Source organism: Cetobacterium sp. (genome assembly GCF_048470075.1).
Taxonomy (GTDB): Bacteria; Fusobacteriota; Fusobacteriia; order Fusobacteriales; family Fusobacteriaceae; genus Cetobacterium_A.
On record NZ_DBGBQB010000388.1, the window covers coordinates 1 to 15,794 of the forward strand.

Here is a 15,794-nt window from a genome sequence, read left to right on the forward strand (position 1 = left end):
AACAAGTGGATTTACTTCTGAATTTTTTCTAGCCATAAAAAAACCTCCTCAGTTACTAATTTAATTATACAAATTAATAGCCAAGAAGGTAAAATATATATATTTAATTTTTACAATTTACACTAAATTTGGGAAACTCCCGTACAGGGATTAATGGAACAGGGATTCCTGCTTTAAAATCTCTACTTGCTACTGAAGCAATAAGAAAACAAATAAAAAGTTTACTAGGAGATAAGGCAGGACACTTTATGATGGCTATTGTTGGAGTAGTTGAAGGAACTCCACAACTTCAAGATTGTAAACCTCAATCAATTATAAATTCAGCAATAACAAGTGCAACACTAGATTTACCAATAGAAAAGAATTTAGGTTATGCTTATATTGTGCCTTATAAAGATAAGGCTCAATTTCAAATGGGCTATAAAGGTTACATTCAACTAGCTCTAAGAAGTGGACATATAAATATATTAACTCTATTGAGATAAAAGAGGGAGAATTAGAGAATTATAATCTACTTATTGGCGAATTTAATTTTAAATTTATTGAGGATATAAACCAAAAATTAGAAGCTAAAACAATCGGTTATGCCTCTTATATAGAGTTTACAAATGGATTTAGAAATACTTTATATATGACTAAAGAGCAAATTGATGGTTCTTCTATTAAAAGCATATCTGAAGAGGGAACTATTAATGTTGAATATGTTGATAATACCAATGAAGAGAATAAGATAATTGGAAATATTGAACTTGCAACAAATGAAGAAAAGTTAGAACTTCTTAGACAATCAGATTTAATTAAATTTGATTTGATAGAAAAGGCTAGTGAGCTAAAAATTGATTTTAATACTCTTACTAAAAAAGACTTTAGAATTCTTGAGAATATAATTGATGTTGAAACTGATAAGAGAATGGAATAATTAAATTAAGTCCCCGAAGGGGAGGAGTGGGCGTTACTTTCTAGCAATCCATAACACTAAAATCAAAGCTACTAAAAATGCTAGTGCTCCCCCATCTAGTGCTATGGTATTTACATTGAAGTATATCATACCAACACCTCCATGAATTATTTTCACTGCCCTGTTCAGAGGCAGAATAAAAGCCCCCAACAAATTGAGGGCTGATATTCTGAACATGAGCTAAAGCTCTTTAGAAAATAATTCATGGTTGACCCCTTCAGGTCTTAGTTGAATTATACAATATCAATATCAAAAAGTAAAATTTTTGTTTACTAAAAAATTAATATAGGAGCTAGCCACAGAACATGCATAAAACATTTGTAAAACTGAAAAAATATTATGGTTTGAAACTATCGAGATTGGAGGATAAAAAATGAAAAATATAAAACAATTACATGCAATTAAGCAAATAAAATATATAAAAAATATTATGATAATGTTTGTGATAGTTGCGAATCTGAAATACATGAACAATTAATCAACGAATTAACTAAAGATAATAAATAAGGAGAAATAACTATGGAAGTAAAATGCTTAGTATACACTGTTAATGAAGTGAGCATAATGTTAAATGTCTCAATATCTACAGCTTATAGAAAGATTAAAGAAATTAATCATATGGCAATTAGAAAAGGAATCCATAAAGAATGTATCTCATCTGGAAAAGTTAGTAAAAATTATTTCACGAAGTCTATCCAAATTATGATTGATAAATTTAATTAAAGAGGGTATCATATTATTGTGAAATATCCCTCTTTTTTATTTTAATAAATTAGGAGGAAATTATATGAAAAATTCAAATGGAAGTGGTTCTATTTGTAAATTAAAGGCAAAAAGAAGGAAACCATGGTATGTTAGAGCTACAATAGAGTTTTCTAGTGATGGTAAACAAATTAGAAAATCTATAGGTACATTTGCTACGAAGAGAGAAGCTCAAGAGGCTTTATATAACTACAATAAAAAACCATTACTATATAGTAAGAAAACTTTTAAAAATATTTTGGATTTATGGTGGAATGCATACACTAAAAAAGTTACACAAAAAACAACTATAAGTACACATATTTATAGAATGAGAGGTTTTGAACCATTACCTATTATTGTAAATATATCTATATAGTTCTAATTCTCATCTACACTGGAATGAGAATTGGTGAACTTCTTAACCTAAAAAATGAAGACATCGATTTACACAACTCATGCCTTACTATAAAAGAAAGTAAAACAGATGCTGGTGTTAGAGTAATTCCAATATCTTCTAAAATCTTTAACTTATTTCTTACTAATATGATAAAAGATCAAGAATATTTTGTAAAAGGGGAGACCACTAAAAAGTTAGCTTATTCAACTTTTAAACCTAGATTTCAAAAGTTATTAAAAGAGTTGAATATTGAAGCTCATACTATTCATGATACTCGTCATACTTTTGCTACTTTATTAAATAATGCTAATGCCAACCAAACTTCAATTATTAAGCTTATTGGTCACTCAGATTTTTCTGTTACAGAAAATATTTACACTCACAAAGATACTGAGGAACTAAGAAAAGCTGTTGAATTATTGAATTAATATTTTGTTAGCTACTTGTTAGCTACATATAAAAAAACAGTAAATTTTATAAAATAACCAAATTTAAGAAACCCTTATTTTATGAGGGTTTCTATAAACCTAAATTAATCAAAAGGAGGAAATATGAGAAAATTAATAATGCACTACGATATGGACGCTTTTTATGCTTCAATTGAAATTCGAGACAATCCTAAATATAAAGATAAGCCCATTGTTGTTGCTGGCGGCGTTGTAACTACAGCTAGTTATCCGGCTCGAAAATTTGGTATCCATTCTGCTATGAATACCTTAGATGCTAAAAGATTGTGCCCTAAACTCATTGTTCTTCCTGTTAATAAAGATAAATATTCTTATGAATCTAAAATTATTCAAAACTTAGTTTTAAAATTGACTCACAAAGTTGAATTTATCGCTCTTGATGAGGGCTTTGTTGATATTACTGATATCATTTCAAAGTTTCCTTCAAAAGAGGTTTTTGCTAATTTATTTAGAAAAAGAATCTATGAAATCACCGGTCTTACTTGTTCAGTTGGAATTGGACCTAATAAACTCACAGCGAAAATTGCCTCAGATATAAATAAACCTGGTGGACAGCATATTTTTAATAATGAGGATGAATTTATTGAGTTTATAAAAGAAAAAAATATCAGAAAACTTCCTGGTGTTGGAAAACAATTTGAAAAACTTCTAAATAAGAATAATATTCATTACGTAAAAGATATCTATCCATTCTCTTTAAAAGAACTTGTAGCTAAATATGGAACTTCTAGAGGGGAGTTACTATATACATATAGTCGTGGGATTGATCACAGAGAGGTTGAGTTTAATAGAGCTATTCACTCTATAGGTAATGAAAATACTTTTAGAATTCCTCTTGATTCAGAAGAGGAGATTAGTAGAGAGATTGATGAACTTTTCCAGTGGTCATATAACCGTCTTAAAAATAAGAAGCTTCTAACAAAAACTATCTCTTTAAAAGTCCGTTTTAAAAATAGAGAAACTATAACACGTTCAAAAACTAGATTTATTCCTAGTGATGATAAAGACATTCTAAAAGGAATGCTCGATGAAATTCTAGTCTCACTAAATTTAGTCAATGATATTAAACTTCTTGGTGTTTCCTTTTCCAACTTGGAGAGCTATTCTAACAGACAACTCACTTTTGAAAAACTTTATTAATTTTTTCCCATAAAAAAAGAATTTTATTTGCTCCTCAGTATATTATGTTAATTCAAAATATTAAAGGAGGCTGAAGTTTATGAAAAAAATTGTTTTAGCAAGTATTTTCTTTAGTTTATTCTTTATTGGATGCTCTAGTTCTGAACCTAAAGAGGAAGAAGTTGTAATTGTAGAACCAGTTGCAGTTGGAAAAGAGATTATTGTAACACCAGTTTTAGACAAGTAACACCATTAGTTAAAAAATATATTATGAAAAAAGGCCACTTCTCAGTGACCTTTTTTTATAAATCTATAAAACTACTCTCTTTATTCTCTTTTTTTAACCTCTCTAAAACTTTTCTATGATTAATATCCTCATTGTTTATATACTTTATATACTTATATGCTGACTCTTTAATCTCCTCATCCGACAGTCTAGGAATATCAAAGAGCGCAAAATATGGTAAATAAATCATCTGAATTGCATTTGCTGTAGCTTCTAAAGGTCTTAATAACTCTGTTATTGTAAAGTTATTATATCCTCCTCCTATATATGAATATTCAGGTGCTCCTACAGATATTGCAACTAAAAACTCTTTTCCTTTTAACGCATCACCATTTGGTCCATAGGCCCATCCATATTCCAAGGTTTTGTCAAAATACTCTCTCATTAAAGCTGGCATAGTATACCAGTAAAATGGAAATTGAAAAACTACTCTATCAGCACTTTCTAAATACCTCTTCTCTTCCTCTATGTCTATTATTTTATTTTCTTTATAGATTTCATCTAAAAATCTAACAGTAATATTTTTCTCTTTTTTTAAAGCCTCTAACCAAACTCTATTAACTCTAGAGTTTTCAATATCTGGATGTGTTGCCACTACAAGAATTTTCATATCTATTTCACCTTTATATTTCCAAGTATAATATCCTCTTTTATTTTTTCTACTAGTTTTATATTTTCCTCTCCTATAACATCTTTTGTATATTTGAAGTCTGTTGTTCCAACTCCATCCTCTTTCAATCCAAAGTTATATACCTGACCTTTAAACTCTCCATTAACTGTATCCTCTATCACCTTATATATAGCATTATTTACATTTTTTAACATCGATGTCAATATTTGTCCTTTTACAATATCATCTTGGTCACAATCTACTCCAATACCGTAGATACCTTTCTCTTTAACCCCTTCCAAAACACCTATACCTGTATTTCCTGAGGCGTGGTATATCACATCAACCCCTTGATTAGCTAAAGAGTAAGCGTGCTCTTTCCCTTTTAATGGATCATTGAATGGAGCATCTCCACCAACATATGTCGTTATTACAGAGATATTGGGATTTATATATTTAGCTCCCTGTTCATATCCACTTTTGAATCTATTTATTAAAGGTATATCTAAAGCCCCAATAAATCCAATCTTTCCTGTTTTACTCATTTTAGCTGCTATAGCACCAACTAAAAATGATCCCTCACTCTCATCAAAAACCAATGATGCAATATTTTCTCCCTCTTTAGCTCTTGTATCTACAATTGCATATTTTGTATTTGGAAATTTTGAGCTTATATCTTCCATAGCATCTTGTGCTGTGTAAGATGTAGCTATTATTAAATCAAATCCATTCTGTGAGTATTCCTCTAAAAAATATGAGTCTTCCACCCATGAGTTTGGTTCAACATACTTAATCTCAATATCAAAATCCTTCTGTGCCTTTAATAAACCAGCATATGCTGAATCATTAAAAGATTTGTCCCCCAAACCTCCCATTGCCAAAATCAAACCAACTTTTAATGGTGCTGCTAAAATTGTTGCAGATAAAAGTAAAAAGATAATGATACTCCCAAATTTTTTCATAAAAAACCTCCCCTATTTTGTTAATTTTATTATATAACAAAATAAAAAAAAGAGCTATCAAAAGATAGCTCCTAATCAACTAAAAATCATATGTTACACTAACTCCACCTTGTGGTTGTAATTTCCAATCTTTTTCTGTATCTCCCCAAACTTGGTTCGAATACTTAACTTGTGCAAAAACAGAGAATGCTAAATCCTCACTGTAATTATATGTTACTTCTAATTGTGGTAATGCGAATACTGCGTATGTATTCTTAGTATTTCCGCTGTCAACTGCTGGTCCTAACCATTCATACATTTGATTTCCTACTATAAACGGATCCCATACAGCACTTCTGTTAGATGAGATATATGGGTCAAATCCTCCAGTGAAATTAAACGCTAATGATGTTTGATCATTAAATTTATATAACTCTTTTGAGTATCCTAACCATGCTAATACCATAAAATAGTTTGCAGTATCATAATTTGTATTTCCATTTCCTATTTCAAAACTTCCATTATACCACTCTCTAAATGCATAAGCATTAAAAGTAAATGTAAAGTCAGCTGGTAATTTCCAATTTGTTAATAAGCTTAAAATACCTGTGTTAACATGTCCTGATGGTCCCTTTGTACTCCAACCATATATATACATTGGTGATATAGCAAATTGTGTTGCCTGAATATACTCCCCTTTAGGAAGATATTCAGAAAAATCAAAAGCTGTCTGTGCAAATACATATGTTTGATTTGTTCCATTAAATTCAGCTTCATTTTCTACCATTAAAGATGATGTCCATTTTATTTTAGAATTTTCTATTACTCCATGATCATAACTTAATGTAGCCTTTGGTCCACTAAAATTGTTATTTTGTTGATTTTCTCCATGATTATAATCATACATATTCCAAACTCTATCCCATTGTAAAGTAATGTTCCAATCTTTTGCAAAATTGTAACTTAAAACTGCTGATGGGTGTGATGCTTCAGTTTTATATTTACCTGCATTTCCATAAAAAGTTTGAGTAAAACCTAAGCTTCCATTTGGAGTAAACTCTTCCGCATATGTAGCTCCAGCAATAAGTAAAGATCCAATAAGTGTTTTTAAAAATAACTTTTTCATAACCTACCTCCCATACTAAAATGTTTTTCTGTCATTTTCAGCTTAAGTATACTAATTATTTATTCTTTTTCCTTTTTAATAATTTATTTTCTTATCTCTAATTAAAAAGGATTCAAAATTAAAAAGGATTTAAAAATAATTTTTGAATAGAGAGGATATAGATATTCCTTATAGGAGGTTTAAATATGATTAAAAAAATCTCAATTTTATTATCTTTTTTACTGCTTTTTCTTCAGGGATGTAGTGCTTTAAATAGTAGAGTTATCGCGGTAGATTCATACTCTACTCAACAGGCTTATGGTGGGACATACTATCTTTCCACAAATACCCCTGGACTGCAACTTCAGCAACAATCTTTTGAAATCATACTACAAAATATGCTTCAAACCAAAGGATACACTAGAACTTTTAATCAAAAAGATGCTCTATACAACATTGTGTATGGGTATAAAGTTAAAGGTCCATACACTAGCTTAGAGTCTTATCCAGCTCCTATCAATCCATGGTGGAATGGTCCTTATGGTGGAATATACAATGGATTTTATGGAGATATGTGGATGAATTCTATCAGTGCTACTACGTATTTTGTAAAAAGATTGGAGCTTTCAGCTTATACTAAAAATAATAACGCTGTTTGGCAAGTTGTTGGAAGTTTAAAAAGTGATAACAGTGATCCTAGAAGTAGTTTCCCTTACTTAGTGTCAGCTATTTCAAATTATGTTAATGTCAATTCAAATAAGGTTGTTTACTTAAATGTAGAGGAAAACTCTAAAACTGGTCAATACACTGCTACTCCATCTATGTGGTAAAAAATAGCTCTATCATATTATTCTATGATAGAGCTATTTTTATTTTTCATTATTTATAATTTCTTCTATTCTATCTAAACATCTACCGCAACCAGAAGCTGCTCCAGTTGTGTCTATTACTTCCATCAATGTAGTAGCTCCATTTTCAATAGCAGCTAAAACTTTTCCTAAAGTAACTCCTTTGCAGTAGCATATCATTGTATTTTCAGACATTTTAAACCTCCAAAATCTTTTTTTTAAATTATACCATATTAGTATAGTATTTACAATATTTTTATTTGGGACTTTGCAAATATTCTTAAAATAAGTTATACTTTAGGGAAGGAAAAAATATTTAGGAGAATAAAAATGAACAGTATAAACCTTGGGTTAAAAATAAAAAAATTTAGAACAGATCAAAATTTAAGCTTAAAAGAACTAGCTGAAAAAATAAAATCTACTTCTGCACTTTTGAGTCAAATTGAAAAAGGAACTACAAATCCATCTATAAATACATTAAAAAATCTTTCAATTGCTCTAGACATTCCTCTTTACAAATTTTTTATAGAAGAAACTTTAAAAAAAGTGCATATAGTTAGAGCGCAAGATAGAAAAATCATCACTCCATCTAAAGGAGAAGGGGTTTCCTATGAAATTTTAAGTCCAGAACCTCAAACTGATGTGGAGTTTATGATTTTAAATTTAAGTCCATACTCCTCTTCTAAAGAGAAGGAGATTGGTCATGAGGGACAAGAGGTTGCCTTTATATTAGAGGGGGAGGTTAAACTTAATTTAGAGAATGAATCATACGTTCTATTTCAAGGAGATAGCATCAAAATAGAGAAATTTGTCAAACATAGTTGGGAAAACTTTACCTCAAACTCTAGTAAAATCATTTTTGCAGTTACTATATAAAGTAAAAATGGAGAGATAAAAATCTCTCCATTTTATTACATAAATATTCCCTTTATCCCATTTGAAATCAATTTAACTCCAGCTGACATTATGAATATCTGCATAACTCTGGAAAGTACAAATAATACAACCTCTCCCAGAACCTTATCCAACCAGTCTGAAATGCTAAATAAAAACTTCATTATTAAAAAAGTTACCGCTACTGCTCCCACTGATATTACTAAACCAGCCTCTTTATGAATAATCATAACTGTTGATATAGTTCCTGGACCCACTAGCATGGGAAAAGTTAATGGCGTTATAGCATATCTTATCGCATCTTTTTCAGACATCACGCTTCCTGAACTCTCTTTAGATACTCCCAGACCTAGCAGATTTCTGAAAGCGACAACAACTAGTATCATACCTCCAGCCACTCTCAACTCATTCATACCTATTTTATATAGGTAATTCATAAAAAAATCTCCAGCTACAATAAATCCTGTAACTATTCCAAACCCTGACAATACTATTGCATTGTACATTTTTTTTCTTATTTCAGAATTTTGATCCTTTGTTAATGTCATAAATAAGGGTACATTTCCAAATGGATTTAAAATTCCAATTATTGTAAGGACATATGTCATTATATCTATGACAAACTCTTTTCCCATGCCTATTAATCTCCTCTTTTAATTTATTTACAACTATAATATATAAATAAATTAATAAAGTAAAGTTTTTTATATATTTTTTTTATAATTCAGGTTAAATGTTCTTTTTTCCTCTTCTCTAAACTCATTTTGATTATCCCAAGTTATCTGTGCTATATCTCTTGTAAATTTAGGATAGTTGTTACAGTAGTCTATTGCTTCTTGATTTAAAGTAAATCCATGTTTTAAGAAATAGTCACTTGCATCTCTTTTTACTATTCTAGTCACATAGGTAGCTAATTTACTTGAAATATCCTCAATAGAGTTTGTTTCGATAGTTTGCATATATTGGTGCATCTTTACAAAGAAATCTTGATCTCCATAATACAATCTAAATTTAAACCAAAATGCTAATCTATCGAATAATCCCATCTCATTTATTGCTTGATCTCCTTGCCCAACAGATACCATATTATCTTTTGTTCTAATGCTATTAGTATATTGAACCCTTGATTCTTCAGCATACCAGTTATTTGATACCTCTCCAAATAAATCCATATGGTAGTAATTTACATCCATCTCATGACCAACTTCATGACCTACAACCCATGCTAATGCAAAATCTCTTAAACTTGATTTTAATATGTCATGGCTTCCTCCACTATATGCCGTATATCCTCCCATGAATGAACCTCCAGCATGTGGGTTATCATCATTAGAACCAATCCACATAACTCTTTTATATGGAATAGAGTTATTAAAATAAGAGTTGATATTATCTATATAGTAAAGAAAATCTAAAAATTCATCAGTTAATTCTACCCTTTGAGTTAATGTCCCCTCAGGTATATTGTTTTTTAACCAATCAAATTTTACCGCACCTATAAAATTTTTACCCTCTATATATGCCAAGTTTGAGTTCAGTTTTATCTTATCTCTATCCTCTATTAAAGTTGTATTATCCGGTATTTTATAGAACTCCTCCTCTATTGTAACTCCGTATCTATATACTATCGCATTTTTTTCATTTAAAGAGTATAACTCTATACTATCTTTTCTAGATCCTGTTAAAACTAATTGACCAGTAATCTCTCCTAAATTTACTATATTAACCCCTCTTTTTAAAGTGAATGAGTGTTCTGCTTGTGGTTTATTCTCTCTCAAAACTATATGAGCATTTAAATCTTTGCTACATACAATAACATAATCTTTATTGGGTAATATATAGTAAGGAGTTAATGAAACATCCCCTGTACCATTTGTTTTTAAAGGATTAAAATAGTAATTTGTATCCTGTAATATGCTTTTTATTTTATAAGTTTCAAAAGGTAATTCATTTTTATTTTTTAGAATAGACTCCGCTATATAAAGTTTTGCTAACAATACCTTATTAGTTGATACTTTTGCTCTAAACTTTTCAATAGTGGATAACTTAACTCCAACATTTAAAATTTTATATAAAACTTTATCCGCAAATAAGTTCTCTATATTTTCATTTAATTTATTGTATATATTGAATTTTACATCATTAAGAACAACCACACTAGCCTGAGTTTTTTCAAACTTAATACAAATCTCTTTTGCTAATACTGGAGGGAATGTTATGATATTTTCTCCTCTTATTGGACTCTGTGTCTCATAGGCATATAATAATTTCCATTCACTATTTTCTTTATCTTTAAAGTATAGTGTCGCTTTATAGACTACTCCATTGGATCCATTGGCATGCTTTGATACAAATATAAAGTTTTCAATAACTTTTCTGTCTTCAAAAGTAAAAAATAACTCTCCCAACCCTGCTGAATGATAGTAAGTATCCGTATCTCCATCAACCATTGACCCAATAGCACCAGGATAGCCACAAGTTGTCTGGATACCTATTTTTTCCATTGGATAATCATTTGAAACATCGGTTAAATTATAGTATAAACTTTGATCCACTGGCTCTAAGTGAACACAATTTATTTTCCATTTTTCATATTCATTTATATAAACTTCTACCTTTAATTCATCTGTAAATATCTCTGAAAATTGCACTTTCATTTTTCCATTTTCATTTAAACCTATAACTTTTTCCTCTATCTCTTCTAATTCAGCAAAATGATTTTTAAAATACAGCTTAACATCATATATATAGTCAGTCTCTTCTCTAAGTAAAATATCGATTGCATTCAGTATTTCATAACTATTATTTTTTATTTCAAAAGAAATTGGTTTTATTCTTTTTAAATAAAGAGTCTTCGCTTTTTTTACTTTCTCTTTATATGCCTTTGTTATAAGACATCTTTTCTCTAACTTTAAGATATCTTCATACTGTACTTCAGATTTTAAACTCTCAAAAGTGGAGTCTTCAAAGATGTTATTTATATCTGTTTCCAGTAGATTATGTATAAACAGTTCCAGCTCATTTATTATAACCCACTTATTCACTGAATCCTCTACTCTTACACATATCTCATCAGTTAAGTATGGTTTATTTTCTACCATTAACCATTCATTTTTATAGGACTCAACATCATAGCTTCCAAACTCAATCCACTTCTCCTGGTTTAAGTCTTTTACCAGTACCTTAAACTTATTAATAAGTCCAGAACTATTACTTCTAAAACTTATAAGTCTCAATCTATCAATTAGATACTCTCTATTTAACTTTAAGTTCACTTGAGCATAGTCAGTATAATTTCTAGTGTGGAATCTCGTATTGGTGTCTCCATCAAACATATTTGCTAATGGATAAGATAAATCTTCAACATTTGATGAAGCTTGTAGCTCTTCAAACTTTACTCTTGTATCTATATCCTCATTTATACCAAATTCAGATAAAGGATATGTATTATTTTTAATTTTATATATTCTATTTGCACCATATATTAAAACTCTTGCTTTTTTAGTTAAAATTTTTCTAAAGTTTAATGTTATATTTTCTTCCTCTATCACCGGATTACACTTGATTACTATACTTTCTCCAAATGAATTTTCATATGCTAAACATACTCTTAGTATTCTTTCATCACATATAAACTCAACTTTATCTAAAATTGTATTTTCATTTAATGGAATTTCAAACTCCTCTGGTAATAATGAATCAATATATAACTCTTTCGCCTTTTTTAAAGTTTCTATATAACTTTCTGTTATTAACCCTATTTCTAAAGCTTCAATCTCCTCTAAAGTCACACTATCTTTTATAGCAGTTTGAGTTTCATCAGTAAAAAGATTTCCTATTTTTTCCTCTAAAGTATTATATTTAAATACATCTATCTCATGAAAAACCACAAAATAATTATAACCATCTGTTACTCTAATACAAATTTCTGACGCTAAAACAGGTCTAAATACAGCTTCTCTAAAATCTCCACTTTCCTCTGTCAATTGTTCAAATACTTTTTTCCACTCTTCAGTATTTTTTGTTCTATATAAAATTTCATAAGCCTTTATTCTTCCATTATATGAAGATCTAGTTTGGAACTTTACTCTATTTATTAATTTTACTTTATCTAGCTCTAAAATGAAATCTCCATACTCTCCTGTGCCATAGTTTCTATAATCTGCACTGTGGAATGTTGTAACTATATCATTATCAATAGCGTACCTCGGGGCATTATTTGAATATTGACCACATAAACTTTTAGCAGTCATTGTTGTTTTATCAACTCTTACATCTATATCCTCATTTGCATAGAACTCCTCTTGTGGAATCTCTATAACTTCAATGTTGCTATTTTGCTCTATTGGACCATATAGAGATAGCTCAAAACTGTTACCATAAAATTTTTCAAACTCTATTATAACCCCACTATTTTCTTCTAATATTTCTAATGAATCAGATATTTTTTCATATCCATGTTCATCTCTATACTTTATTTCACCTTTTAGAACTCTACCAATGTTATTTAATCTCAATGTTGAAATTACACTTTTACTCTCTGTTTCTACTCTGAATCTATGAGGTTCTAATCTACTTATATATAACGCTTTTGCATTTTTAAATAAGTTTATGTACTCCTCCGTTGTCCCTAAACGAGATTCAATCTCATCTAACATCTCCAATGTTACCGTTTCTTTTAACTGAGTACACTCAGCATCTATAAATAAATCCCTCAATATATCATTTAATTTATTATATTCAAATAGATTTAACTCATAAATTATTACAAAGTTGTCATTAGATTTTGTAACTCTAATACATATTTCAGAAGCAAAGACTGGGCTAAATCTTATGTTTCTCCAGTTTCCACTTACGCCTTCATTTATGGATTCTCCTATCTCTAGCCACTCTTCTGAAGCTTTCTCTTTATATAAAACCTTATAGTTATCAATTCTTCCCAATGAGTTTGGTCTTGTTAATATATTTATTCTATCTATAACTTTTGGAAATGAATTTTTTAAATAAAAATCTCCATATCCAATATCTGTATACTCATTACTATGGAAGTTTGTAGCTTCATCTCCATCTATAGCTCTATGCGCTCCTAAACTCCCATAAACTCCACAGCCTGAACTAGCTAATAAACTACTTTTATTGACTCTTGTATCAATATCTCTTTGAGCATAGTAGTCATCTTGATTTAACTCTATCTCCTCTATTTCTATACCCGTTATCTCAGATGAAGCAAAAACTGTAAAAGTTATATCTTTAGCATAAAATATTTCAAAAGTTACCACTTTATTTTCGCTAATATTTTCTGTTTCTATATTTTTTTCATTCCCATATCTATCTGTGTATGTAGCTCTAACACGATATATACTCTTTTCAGTTATAAAATTAAAACTTTCTACTACTTTAAATTCATTGCTTACGTATTCAATCGTTTCTCCCATCATTCCTCCAATTAGAATATTTTTGGCAATCGATAGTTTGTCTATATATTCCTGTGTTAAATCTGTTTTTTTCTGTAATTCAATAACTCTCTCTATTGTTACCTCAGGTTTTAACTCTGTATATTCCTCATTTGAAAAAAGATTTTCAATCTCTACACTCAGATAGTTAAATATAAAAATTTCAATATCCTCTTTTGAAAGTTGTGTACCCTCTATTCCCATCAATAAAAATTTCTTTACCATCACCGGATGAATTTTTAGTGTTTCACTAACTGGTATCTTTGTTAAAGATATCCAACTTTGTCCATCTCCAGGGCTATAAAAAATTTCTAAGTTTATGAAATTTTTATTTAATTTTATTCTGTCTATAATTTTACTATTTTTTAATTCAATCTCTACTCCATTGTTAACTGAAGTTATTTCAAACTCACTTTTAGGTATCCTTGTATCTATATCACTTTGAGCATAGTATGGTTTTATATCTGTTAAAACTGGAGTTACATTTATTATTGACGCTTCTGATTCACCAATTTTAACTTTTACTGAATCTGTCAAAACTGGGTCTACTTCCCACTCCTGTATATTTCCCATCTCTCTTAATCTATTTGCTCTCAATTTTATATTATTTCCTATAAAATCTTTAAATTCTAAGTTTAACTCTTCAGGAAAAATATTATTTTGACTTTCTATTATTAAATTTTTTATTATAGAATTTGAACTTAACTTTAAGTTAAAATTATTACTACTAGGAGCATTTCCATTTCTGATAAAAGTTATTTCTGAACTCATCTTCCCCCCTTAAATATTCCCTTCTAAGTTTCTTTTATAATTTTCATTTATTATGGCTATCTCTTCCTCTATTAACTCCTTATAGTTTGAAAAAGTAACTCTAATTAAATCTATTGCTAGTTCTGGATACTCATTACACTTAGACAATATCTCCCTTGAAAGTTCATATCCATTTTCAATAAAATACTTAGATACATCTCTTTGTAGTATCTCCACTGTCCATAAAATAACTTTTTCCAAATGATTTGTAGCTCCTTCAAAATCATGAGCTTGAAATCTCTTATATAAATTTGGTAAAAATCTATCGCTATTAAAAAATAGTCTTAACTTTATCCACAGAGCTTTTTGACTATCCTCTGGTATTATCATCACTCTTGAATATCTAAATTCCAGTTCCTTTGTCAATAAAAAACTTAATAACTCTTGGATCTCTATGTTTCCTTCATGTTCCCCTATGAAATCCTTTGCTATTACTCTACAAAAGTTTGGATTTGCTAATTCTTCAATCGTTCTATTAAACATCAATCTAGACATCCCACCAAAAACGGTGTAGCTTCCATCCTGTGTATTTTTTTGTTCAACTATACTGTTATTTATCCCTTGAATCAGTACTCTTTTAAATGGTGAAATATGATAATACTCATTTCTATTCAATAAAAAATATACATAGTTTAAAACTGTATCTAAGTTTTCAACACTTTGTAAAAACTCAAACTCATTATATGTATTAGCTATCTCTTTTTTATTCAATTGACAAATAAAGTTTTTACCCTGTACCATTCCTAATTCTTTAGTATTTTCTGTTAAAAAGTCTTTATAATTAACTTTTCCAATGGAATAATTTTTTATCTCATCCATATTAAATACAACCATTTCTATATTCTTATCGATATTATCCACTAAAAACATCTCTGCCATATCCTCTTTTAAATATATTGAGTTTAATCCCTTTTTAATCTCTATTTTATTATCTCTTAAACTCTCAAAACTCTTTACTACATATAGATTAATATCTTCATTTGAAATGATTAAATACTCTTTTTTAGCTTTAAAGGTCATTCCCATAGGTACTATTGATAAGCTTTTCTTTATTTTTAAAGTGGAAAAATACTCCTCTCTATTTTCATTGGAAGCTCTAAATTTTAATTTTTTTCTAATTACCTCATTGTTGTTAATCCATAGATATCTACCTATATTAAGG

General features: G+C 29.2%; 16 protein-coding genes. 9 read left to right on the forward strand and 7 right to left on the reverse strand.

Annotated elements, in window-relative coordinates; translation table 11 throughout:
* Nucleotides 1-128 precede the first annotated feature (128 nt).
* The 7 genes from ACMOUI_RS13475 (at nt 129) to ACMOUI_RS13505 (ending at nt 3,932) form a co-directional block, all read left to right on the forward strand.
* Nucleotides 129-485: a recombinase RecT gene (locus tag ACMOUI_RS13475; protein WP_418966207.1), complete on the forward strand. Its 357-nt coding sequence runs from the start codon at nt 129-131 to the stop codon at nt 483-485.
* A gap of 146 nt (nt 486-631) precedes the next feature.
* Nucleotides 632-919, forward strand: a complete 288-nt coding sequence (locus ACMOUI_RS13480; protein WP_418966208.1) for a hypothetical protein — start codon at nt 632-634, stop codon at nt 917-919.
* Between the two features lie 558 nt (nt 920-1,477).
* Nucleotides 1,478-1,681, forward strand: a complete 204-nt coding sequence (locus tag ACMOUI_RS13485) for a hypothetical protein (protein WP_418966209.1) — start codon at nt 1,478-1,480, stop codon at nt 1,679-1,681.
* Nucleotides 1,682-1,745: 64 nt separating this feature from the next.
* On the forward strand, nt 1,746-2,078 hold the full coding sequence (locus tag ACMOUI_RS13490) for an Arm DNA-binding domain-containing protein (RefSeq protein WP_418966210.1): 333 nt from the start codon (nt 1,746-1,748) through the stop codon (nt 2,076-2,078).
* Between the two features lie 23 nt (nt 2,079-2,101).
* Complete coding sequence (locus ACMOUI_RS13495; protein WP_418966211.1) at nt 2,102-2,527, forward strand: tyrosine-type recombinase/integrase; 426 nt, start codon at nt 2,102-2,104, stop codon at nt 2,525-2,527.
* 123 nt (nt 2,528-2,650) lie between these two features.
* A complete protein-coding gene (gene dinB, locus ACMOUI_RS13500) occupies nt 2,651-3,706 on the forward strand; it encodes a DNA polymerase IV (protein WP_418966212.1) in 1,056 nt (351 codons plus the stop codon).
* A gap of 79 nt (nt 3,707-3,785) precedes the next feature.
* Nucleotides 3,786-3,932: a hypothetical protein gene (locus ACMOUI_RS13505; protein ID WP_418966213.1), complete on the forward strand. Its 147-nt coding sequence runs from the start codon at nt 3,786-3,788 to the stop codon at nt 3,930-3,932.
* Between the two features lie 55 nt (nt 3,933-3,987).
* Here ACMOUI_RS13505 and ACMOUI_RS13510 read toward each other — a convergent pair whose 3' ends face one another.
* The 3 genes from ACMOUI_RS13510 to ACMOUI_RS13520 all read right to left on the reverse strand — a co-directional run bounded on the left by ACMOUI_RS13510 (nt 3,988) and on the right by ACMOUI_RS13520 (nt 6,648).
* A complete protein-coding gene (locus ACMOUI_RS13510) occupies nt 3,988-4,581 on the reverse strand; it encodes an NAD(P)H-dependent oxidoreductase (RefSeq protein ID WP_418966214.1) in 594 nt (197 codons plus the stop codon).
* A 2-nt stretch (nt 4,582-4,583) separates the two neighbouring features.
* Entirely contained in the window at nt 4,584-5,543 is a 960-nt protein-coding gene (locus ACMOUI_RS13515; RefSeq protein WP_418966215.1) for a BMP family lipoprotein, read from the reverse strand.
* Between the two features lie 79 nt (nt 5,544-5,622).
* The gene (locus tag ACMOUI_RS13520) at nt 5,623-6,648 is read right to left on the reverse strand and encodes a hypothetical protein (RefSeq protein WP_418966216.1); all 1,026 of its coding nucleotides are present in this window, start codon (nt 6,646-6,648) and stop codon (nt 5,623-5,625) included.
* Nucleotides 6,649-6,833: 185 nt separating this feature from the next.
* On the opposite strand from ACMOUI_RS13520, the gene ACMOUI_RS13525 reads away from it, so the two are divergent.
* Entirely contained in the window at nt 6,834-7,457 is a 624-nt protein-coding gene (locus ACMOUI_RS13525) for a hypothetical protein (RefSeq protein WP_418966217.1), read from the forward strand.
* A gap of 39 nt (nt 7,458-7,496) precedes the next feature.
* Here ACMOUI_RS13525 and ACMOUI_RS13530 read toward each other — a convergent pair whose 3' ends face one another.
* The gene (locus tag ACMOUI_RS13530; RefSeq protein WP_418966218.1) at nt 7,497-7,670 is read right to left on the reverse strand and encodes a (2Fe-2S)-binding protein; all 174 of its coding nucleotides are present in this window, start codon (nt 7,668-7,670) and stop codon (nt 7,497-7,499) included.
* Nucleotides 7,671-7,805: 135 nt separating this feature from the next.
* Here ACMOUI_RS13530 and ACMOUI_RS13535 point away from each other — a divergent pair, with 135 nt between their 5' ends.
* Nucleotides 7,806-8,351 (forward strand): helix-turn-helix domain-containing protein, encoded by a 546-nt coding sequence (locus ACMOUI_RS13535; RefSeq protein ID WP_418966219.1) that lies wholly within the window; start codon nt 7,806-7,808, stop codon nt 8,349-8,351.
* 35 nt (nt 8,352-8,386) lie between these two features.
* Here ACMOUI_RS13535 and ACMOUI_RS13540 read toward each other — a convergent pair whose 3' ends face one another.
* The 3 genes from ACMOUI_RS13540 to ACMOUI_RS13550 all read right to left on the reverse strand — a co-directional run.
* Nucleotides 8,387-9,004, reverse strand: a complete 618-nt coding sequence (locus tag ACMOUI_RS13540) for a MarC family protein (RefSeq protein ID WP_418966220.1) — start codon at nt 9,002-9,004, stop codon at nt 8,387-8,389.
* A 69-nt stretch (nt 9,005-9,073) separates the two neighbouring features.
* Nucleotides 9,074-14,593, reverse strand: coding sequence for a discoidin domain-containing protein (locus ACMOUI_RS13545; protein WP_418966221.1), 5,520 nt, complete (start codon nt 14,591-14,593; stop codon nt 9,074-9,076).
* A 9-nt stretch (nt 14,594-14,602) separates the two neighbouring features.
* On the reverse strand, nt 14,603-15,794 hold a 1,192-nt coding region (locus ACMOUI_RS13550), incomplete at its 5' end, for a hypothetical protein (RefSeq protein WP_418966222.1).

Coding starts and splice junctions, on each gene's coding strand:
- ACMOUI_RS13480 (WP_418966208.1), top strand. CDS start 632: ATGACTAAAGAGCAAATTGATGGTTCTTCTATTAAAAGCATATCTGAA.
- ACMOUI_RS13485 (WP_418966209.1), top strand. CDS start 1,478: ATGGAAGTAAAATGCTTAGTATACACTGTTAATGAAGTGAGCATAATG.
- ACMOUI_RS13490 (WP_418966210.1), top strand. CDS start 1,746: ATGAAAAATTCAAATGGAAGTGGTTCTATTTGTAAATTAAAGGCAAAA.
- ACMOUI_RS13495 (WP_418966211.1), top strand. CDS start 2,102: ATGAGAATTGGTGAACTTCTTAACCTAAAAAATGAAGACATCGATTTA.
- dinB (WP_418966212.1), top strand. CDS start 2,651: ATGAGAAAATTAATAATGCACTACGATATGGACGCTTTTTATGCTTCA.
- ACMOUI_RS13505 (WP_418966213.1), top strand. CDS start 3,786: ATGAAAAAAATTGTTTTAGCAAGTATTTTCTTTAGTTTATTCTTTATT.
- ACMOUI_RS13510 (WP_418966214.1), bottom strand. CDS start 4,581: ATGAAAATTCTTGTAGTGGCAACACATCCAGATATTGAAAACTCTAGA.
- ACMOUI_RS13515 (WP_418966215.1), bottom strand. CDS start 5,543: ATGAAAAAATTTGGGAGTATCATTATCTTTTTACTTTTATCTGCAACA.
- ACMOUI_RS13520 (WP_418966216.1), bottom strand. CDS start 6,648: ATGAAAAAGTTATTTTTAAAAACACTTATTGGATCTTTACTTATTGCT.
- ACMOUI_RS13525 (WP_418966217.1), top strand. CDS start 6,834: ATGATTAAAAAAATCTCAATTTTATTATCTTTTTTACTGCTTTTTCTT.
- ACMOUI_RS13530 (WP_418966218.1), bottom strand. CDS start 7,670: ATGTCTGAAAATACAATGATATGCTACTGCAAAGGAGTTACTTTAGGA.
- ACMOUI_RS13535 (WP_418966219.1), top strand. CDS start 7,806: ATGAACAGTATAAACCTTGGGTTAAAAATAAAAAAATTTAGAACAGAT.
- ACMOUI_RS13540 (WP_418966220.1), bottom strand. CDS start 9,004: ATGGGAAAAGAGTTTGTCATAGATATAATGACATATGTCCTTACAATA.
- ACMOUI_RS13545 (WP_418966221.1), bottom strand. CDS start 14,593: ATGAGTTCAGAAATAACTTTTATCAGAAATGGAAATGCTCCTAGTAGT.